The organism is Microcystis sp. LE19-84.1B (assembly GCF_027531875.1).
Lineage (GTDB): Bacteria > Cyanobacteriota > Cyanobacteriia > Cyanobacteriales > Microcystaceae > Microcystis > Microcystis panniformis.
In genome coordinates this window covers 1-7,629 of the sequence record NZ_JAPZSR010000470.1, presented here as the reverse complement: position 1 = coordinate 7,629, position 7,629 = coordinate 1, and the positions used below count along the sequence as shown (strand labels likewise).

8 protein-coding genes are annotated in these 7,629 nt (G+C 40.9%); 1 reads left to right on the top strand and 7 read right to left on the bottom strand.

Annotated features, from left to right (window positions below):
- Positions 1–199 precede the first annotated feature (199 nt).
- Positions 200–949: an SIMPL domain-containing protein gene (locus O9324_RS26150; RefSeq protein WP_288141740.1), complete on the bottom strand. Its 750-nt coding sequence runs from the start codon at positions 947–949 to the stop codon at positions 200–202.
- Between the two features lie 711 nt (positions 950–1,660).
- Here O9324_RS26150 and O9324_RS26145 point away from each other — a divergent pair.
- The gene (locus tag O9324_RS26145; RefSeq protein ID WP_288141741.1) at positions 1,661–1,966 is read left to right on the top strand and encodes a DUF433 domain-containing protein; all 306 of its coding nucleotides are present in this window, start codon (positions 1,661–1,663) and stop codon (positions 1,964–1,966) included.
- 377 nt (positions 1,967–2,343) lie between these two features.
- On the opposite strand, the gene O9324_RS26140 is transcribed toward O9324_RS26145, so the two are convergent.
- The 6 genes from O9324_RS26140 to O9324_RS26115 all read right to left on the bottom strand — a co-directional run.
- On the bottom strand, positions 2,344–3,216 hold the full coding sequence (locus tag O9324_RS26140) for a S1 family peptidase (RefSeq protein WP_288141739.1): 873 nt from the start codon (positions 3,214–3,216) through the stop codon (positions 2,344–2,346).
- A gap of 50 nt (positions 3,217–3,266) precedes the next feature.
- Positions 3,267–4,730 carry a S1 family peptidase gene (locus tag O9324_RS26135; protein ID WP_288141738.1) on the bottom strand — a complete coding sequence of 488 codons (1,464 nt, stop codon included), beginning with the start codon at positions 4,728–4,730 and terminating at the stop codon, positions 3,267–3,269.
- 2 nt (positions 4,731–4,732) lie between these two features.
- Entirely contained in the window at positions 4,733–5,224 is a 492-nt protein-coding gene (locus O9324_RS26130) for a COP23 domain-containing protein (RefSeq protein WP_288141737.1), read from the bottom strand.
- 209 nt (positions 5,225–5,433) lie between these two features.
- Positions 5,434–5,721 carry a hypothetical protein gene (locus tag O9324_RS26125; protein WP_287731801.1) on the bottom strand — a complete coding sequence of 96 codons (288 nt, stop codon included), beginning with the start codon at positions 5,719–5,721 and terminating at the stop codon, positions 5,434–5,436.
- A gap of 185 nt (positions 5,722–5,906) precedes the next feature.
- Complete coding sequence (locus O9324_RS26120; protein ID WP_288141736.1) at positions 5,907–7,028, bottom strand: serine/threonine-protein kinase; 1,122 nt, start codon at positions 7,026–7,028, stop codon at positions 5,907–5,909.
- Positions 7,029–7,130: 102 nt separating this feature from the next.
- A partial coding sequence (locus O9324_RS26115; RefSeq protein ID WP_502846606.1) for a photosynthetic reaction center family protein occupies positions 7,131–7,629 on the bottom strand: 499 nt, incomplete at its 5' end.

The window sequence follows — 7,629 nt, the reverse complement described above, 5'->3', positions numbered from 1 at the left end:
GAAATGGGGCGAAAGTCTGTGGACTCTGTGTAAGACAGTACATGGTTTTTTAACTGTGGTATGCGACGGTGGTGGAAGCAGAAACTTAAATCGTGAGGTTTAGGAATCGCCGCACTTTTAGGGCGGCGAGGATGTCAACGTCCAGTCTAGCTCTAGCACAGATGATCCCCTGTCTGGAAGCAGTAAGGATTGTGGTAATTCACTCGATCCCGAACGTCACCGAAACGACCGCGGTAATATCTTTGTCGATCGAGGAAGTGTCGTAAATTCCCGAATCGCTCACGTCGGTGGAATTGCGCGAGGTGATCTGAAAAACTCCCGTTGTCGCATCGCGCACCCTTCCCACCCGACTGCCAGTACTACTGGCGATCGCCTCAGCCCTCGCTCTCGCATCCTTGGTCGCTGCCGCCACCATTTCCACCCGCAGCTTATCCAGTTGGGTGTAAAGGTATTGGGGGGGTTCAGAGACGAGGTTAATTCCCTCCTCGATCAATTCCGTTACCTGCCTAGAAAGTTCCGTGTAACGGGCCACATCCCCCGCTCGAATCTCGAAGCGTTGGCTGAGGCGATAGGCGAGAATTTGCCCAGTTTCCTGGCCGTTAGTCGTTACTTCAGGAATCGGCATTGTCTCGATCGCGTTGGTGGTGATTGCGTCGTCAGGAACTTGTTTTTCTTTGAGATAAGCTCGTATCCGCTCGGTTTGCCGGATCAGATCGCGATAGGCTTCGCGGGCGGTGGGTTGTTGACTGGAAACCGATAAACGCCAGAGAATATAATCGGATGTAATCGGCCTTTTTGCCGAACCAGTCACGACAAAAACATCGCTGGCCCGTTTCACCGCTAAGAGGGAGCGCGCCGCTATCCAGGAACTCAAGACGAGAGCGATCGATAGCACCGACAAACCCGCGAATAGCTGCGGGAAACGTCGGAATATAGAACTGTCTTTCATCGTCACTCCTCCTCAAAATTCGACGTTTCTATCCTATGCTAGTAGCGAGCGAGTTGAAATTATTATTTACAAAAATAAATTTTTCTTGCGTCAGGTTGATGCGTTTTTACAGATCGACTATCTTGTCCATAAATCACCTAAAAAGAGGCTTTATGCCTCATTTTTGCAACACTCCCCAAGATATCTGAGATTGTGGTCGCTTTCGCTCAAAACTTGACTGGATAAGCTTTCCTCTGATTCTTCTCTATTTGAGGGACATTTTAAAACTGCGATCACGGAAATCTCCTTGAGAATAGCAATTCTAAATTTGCCCTGTAGCAAGGCTTTTGGGGGTTAGTTCGCATAATACGGGATAAAATTCAATGGGATTGCGAATTTCATTTCACGAGTCTTCAGGCTTTTGACGTGATAGTACATCCAAAGTTGCCCAAAAATCCCCCTTTAAAATGTTCTTTAAATCACTAAAAGACTTGCTGTGTCTAAAAATGATAATTGCTAAATTAAAAATGTTAGCTTTATTTTAAACCGTTATTGTGATATAATTAAAAGGCCAATGGCTCTTCTGGTTTCTGTGTGGCAACGAGGTCTATACTGATAGAATATCCGCAAAATAGTCCTAAAAGTCTTTCCCAGTAAGCATTTCACGTTCCATAAGCAAAAATGATCCCACAAAGTCGAGAAGAGCCGGCAAATTTATTAATGATTTGGATAATGACTACGACAACAATTGAAATTGGAACTTTAATTGATTGTTCTCCTGAAATTCGAGGAGGAAGACCAACAATTGCCGGGACAGGAGTGACAGTGCGCCGCCTCGTTTCTTGGTATAAATTAGGGCTGACTCCTGAAGAAATTTTAAACCGGATGGGACATCCCCATTTAGATTTAGCCAAAGTTTATGCGGCTCTAACTTACTATCATGCCAACAGGGAAGAAATTGAAACTGATTTAGCTCAGGAAGAAGCCGAGGTGAAACAATTTGAACAGGAGTGGCTTCAATCTAAGTTAAATAAATAGTCATACTGACATTATATTTAGATAAAGACTCGATGGTTCAGAGCCTTGTAGCGGCTTTAAGAGCTAGAGGAGTCGATGTGATAACGGCTACAGAAGCGCTATGTTGGAGCGCTCCGATTCAGAACAATTAGACTATGCTACTGGTCAAGGAAGGTTATTATAGCGTTTCCTGTTCGCAAGAGGCCTGTCGATGGTGAAAAGTTTAATCAGTAAAGGTTTAACTGTGCCACACAGATGTGAGAACCGCTATGTACGGGACAACCAATCCAAAATACCGTTCAATCAAAGACAGAATTTGCTTGTTCCTGTGAATGCCGTTTTCACCCCCTAAAGGTTAGGCTGATGAACAGCAAAGAGTACAGGTCAAACAAATTAGATTAATTTAGTGATTTCGGTCTTTTAAAGATCGGATCATTTGATTGTTCCTTGATATTCTGCGGGGAAGGATTTTCCTTCTGGTAAGGAGAAGCTTTGATCGTTTTGAGCGGAATTCCGCGAGATAATGCAGAATCTAAAAAAACCTCGACCGGAATTCCCCAGTTAGGACTATGGGTACTATCTAACACCGAACAGTTTTCTGTACTGTTTTCATAGGTTCCAGCCGTGGTATGAATAGCCACCACTTGATCATCTTGGTTAAAGACTCCAGCCCCACTCATTCCTTCAATCGTTGGATTTGTATATTTGACTCGATTTCCCTCTTGAAAGTGTTTTTTTGGATCGTCGAGATTCTCTAAAAGCTTTCTATCGTTTTCGGTGTACTCTTGATCGGAGCGGACGATCTGCTCTATAGCTCCGAGTGTCAACTCCTCTTTTGGTTTTCCAGAACAATATCTCCAACCTAATACCGAGACTGCTTGACCTTGAGAAATATTGGGATTTAAAGTGACATTAGGATAATCGACATCGCTAGTGAATTTAACAATGGCTAGGTCTAATTCTCTATCTACGATAATTTTTTGGATCGGATAGAATCGATTGTCATAGGTAACGATTTCCTTTGAAGATAGATTCAATAGATTATCTACTACGTGTTTGGCGGTCAGCACATAGTAATCATTAGAATCGGACCCGATGATTATACCCGTTCCTATTCCTTTTATATACACAGTAGATTTTTTTAATGTTTCGGAAATTACTGATGAATTTACCTCATGCTCTTGCGGCATATTGCCGTTTTTTTCACAGCCTACCAATATACCCCATAAAATAATTGATAAATAAATAGTATAAATAGCTCGATACTTCATGTTTTTTACTTTGCTTTCGTGAGTAATATTCCTTATTTTCAAAAGATTTTTTATTGACCAGTGTTATCCTGAAATTCAAATTTAACGGTAACAGTTTCAATTTTAGACCTAGTATGTATCAGTTTAAGAGTTTTGCCTCGACGAAGAATTTTATAAATAACTTTTTGATCTTTCTCTCCCTCTTCTAGCCCGTATCGATAATAGTTTTGGTTATTATCTACTATTTTGGGGATAATATTTTTGTTTTGATGGCTTCCCAAACTTAAGGAAGTAAGTATTATTTGACAGTTCTGTGCAGCTGGCAATTTTATGGGCTTATTTGTAGTAAAATCGACTACCTTTTCAGAATTTGATATAAAAATTTTAATTTTGTGGTTCGATTCTATCTGAAATGTTGCTATTCCTATTGGATGAAAATAAATCCAAAAATTTTCGATTCTATTTTTAAGGATTGTCAAAACTACTAATATTATCAGAATCAATACTATCAAAGGCAATACCCCCGATAGTACCAAGATCATGTTCAACTTTTGTTCAAGAGTTAGCCGATCAACAGCAGTCATGGGGTTTAACTTACTTACCCCACGAGTTTCTGATTTGACGGAAGGAGGTGGGGACAAAAATCCGATCGGTTCTAATTGAGGCGTGGAGGTCGGTAAATCTCTAAATAATTGCTGGGAATTGAGGGATAAATACCAATCAATAGGTAATCCCAAAGATAAGGGAGCATTGTCTTGAATAATGAACGGAACTTTTTTATCATCTGCGTATCTATTTTGTGGGGCATCAGCCGTGGTTTTTCCTCTTCCATTGATTCCTACTAAATGCCCTTGATGATCGAGAATTGCACCTCCACTGGTTCCTTCCTCGGTGTCATTGGTAAAAGCCAATTGATATCCGTCCTTTAGATAGCGATCAATAACCCATCCTTTGCCTTTGGTAAAAAGAAATTCTGCTGGACAATCAGTACTAGGAACTGCACCTACTTTACAGGGAAATCCAGTCACAAAAAAGTCACTTTTATCTGGCAAATTTTCCGAGGTTTTTTTAATGGCTGTTTCGTATTGATAAGGACTCTCGAACCATAACAAGGCTAGATCAGCTTTTACCCCCATTTGCTCGAATTTAGCCTTGGGATGAATTTTTCCTCTATGAATGAAACCCTCATGAGTTTGAATATAAAATTTGCCACTTCTAGATAAGACATGGGCGTTTGTTAAGACTAAATAATTGTAGATGCTTTGACTATTTTTCCGTTTGATTTCTTGTCTATCAACGATAACTCCCGAACCGCTGTCGTCTGTTGTAAATGGCCATTTTTCCCATAAAACTGTGTAAACTCTTACGGTGATCAATCTAGCGATATCCCTTATCATATCTTCATCCATCTTCCCTATAGAGGGTTGCTCATCAGCATTAGAAGTTTGTGCCTCGATAGGATATAAAAAAGCTTGCATGGTGAACAACACCATGCAAGTTAACAGAAAGATAACGATAAATTTTCTAAGTTTCATGATTACTGCGAAACACACACTTCTCTGGCCACCTTCTCTTCACCTCGTAAAACCGCCATAATGTTAACGAAGGTTGACTTATTACCACATTGCTTGAGAGGCCGCCCAGAAACGTTTCTATCTTGGAGAGCGAACAAGTCGTCTAATAACTGACTAGGGCTTTCTTTCCCACCACTGCCATTCTCAAATCCGTAAATATTTCCATTAAGCGTCCACAGAAGCTGCTCTTCTCTACATTTCGCTCCCTCTTTATTAGTAGTACAAAGTGCGGGATTTCCGTTGATATAACCATGCCCTATATATTGAGCCCCTTTGCTGAACTGTTTATTAAGACGATTACTCACCTCTCGACAGCGTCGTAGCGGCGTGTACCCAGCCTCTCTCGCTAACGGTTCTAACCACCGAATCAATTGACGTGGTTGGTTCTGCCATTGCGGGCTAGTAGCGACAGTAGCGGGAACACCATTACTGAGAGTTTGACACTGAAACCTCACTGGCGGGTTTTTTGCGAAAATCGGCTGAGAAAATAAGACCGAAAATCCGACTACTCCCGCTACAAGAACTATTGCGAACCTCTTGAGTCTATTCAACGTTAAAACCCTCCAGCACTAAGGATAATATAAAATCATCTTAACTCAACAATTTCTGCTTAACTCAACAATTTCTGCATCCGTGTTCGTTTTGTCAAGATTTTCTGACAAAATCAAGGTACTCTGATCGGCTTTCGGTAGGAATCAGTCGGCAAAAAGAGGGGTTCTGACGGCTCGATCGACCCTTCTCGTTTATTCTCTTCAGTGCGAAGGAATAGAAGTTTATCGGGAACCTCTATAGTCGGTAGAACATCTCGACAAATTTCTAGGTGGCGATGAGATTGACAATTCATGACTAGATTTTTCCAAGCAAAGTGCAGATTATATTGGGCGGTATAGAGACTTAACAAGCTAATCAATAATCCCAACAGTGGCATAATCTGATGAAATTGACGTGTCATGGCTCTTCTCTACTTTGTGTGATAATTTTTGTTTATGTAAGGTGAAATGGTTACTGAATAATACTTTTAGGACTATTTTGAAAAAAGAAAATATCAGTATAGACCCCCGTTTACACATAGAAACCAAAAGAATCGTTTTATTTCTTTCCCTTATCAAGCCAGACGATTAGATGTGCTTTTCTAGCCTAGTTCTTCTTTAGATTATCGGGACGAAGAAAAATCCCTCCCTCGTTTTCGGGGTCTGGCGAAGAAGGACTAGGAGATGGGTTTGGAATTGGGGACTCGCTCGGCTTCTGATGAGGAGGCGGAGGCGGAGGCGAATCGAAGAATATTGCTCGAAGTAGATTAAAACCCCAGATAAATCCTGTGATCATGACTAATATCATCAAAAACTTGCCCAGAGGTATATTGACCATAGGAATCTGGGTATTGATCGCCGAACGAAGAACACTGACTCGACTATTATTGATAACTACTGTTTTTCCTAAATGATGCAAGTCTTCAAGAATTTCCTCTACATTTGTATAGCGATCTGTGTGGTTTTCTTGAATCATTCGATCGATAATAGCCGCTAGTTGATCCCCCACGTTATTAGCCTTTGTTCTCCATGCGAGCATTTTGGTACTCGAATTACGAGATATATCTTTTGGTTCAATACCAGTTAAAGCTTTAATAACAGTCATTCCCAAAGCATAAATATCACTATTGAATTCTGGATAACCGTCCATTTGTTCTTTTGGCGTATAACCACTGGTAAAAATTTTAGTTAGATTCCCTCCCGATAAATTCGGTAATTGTGAACTGGATAAAAGAGGTGCTTTAACTCCTCCAAAATCAATCAAAATAATTTTTTTATCTCGATCCCGACGCAAGATATTCGATGGCTTGATGTCTCGATGAATTACTTGTTTTTTATGGATGTATTCTAAAACGGGGAGAATCCCTAGCAAAAATTCAATGACTTCCTGTTCCTCGAATTTTCCGCGAGAGCTAATTTCATCTTCCAGCGAATCACCTTCTATATATTCTTGAACTAAATAAAATTCTTGATCTTCTGAAAAATAGGCAATTAAATAAGGAATTTGATCGTGTTTGCCTAAATTCATTAGCGTTTTAGCTTCTCGATAAAATAACTCCTGCGCTTTTTTAAGTTCATCTTGGTTATTGCTTTTAAATATAAGCTTTTTAATAACACATTGACTTCCTAAACGCCGTAAATCTTCAGCTATATAGGTTTCTCCAAATCCACCCACGCCCAATTTTTTTACAATTTTATAATACTCGCCAATAATCATTGAGGGTTTCATGGTCTTGGTTGGCAATCTTGACAGAAGATGATTTATATTCTAGCAACCACAGCCACAAAAAAGCACCCCCTCGCGGGAGTGCCTTTTCGTTCAGACTAGGAATTAGCCATTGATAGCAGGAGCAATCAGAGCCACAGGAGCCTGTTCACCACTAGCCAAGTCTAAGGGGAAGTTGTGAGCGTTACGCTCGTGCATTACTTCCATACCGATACCAGCGCGGTTTAACACATCGGCCCAAGTACCAATTACACGACCTTGAGAATCGAGAATCGACTGGTTGAAGTTGAAACCGTTGAGGTTAAACGCCATGGTGCTAACACCCATTGCGGTAAACCAGATACCGATTACCGGCCATGCACCTAAGAAGAAGTGCAGAGAACGGCTATTATTGAAAGAAGCGTATTGGAAGATTAAACGTCCGAAGTAACCGTGAGCGGCAACGATATTGTAGGTTTCTTCTTCTTGACCGAATTTGTAACCGTAGTTCTGAGATTCGATTTCAGTGGTTTCACGCACTAAGGAAGAAGTTACTAGGGAACCGTGCATTGCACTGAACAAGGAACCGCCGAACACACCAGCTACACCTAACATATGGAAGGGG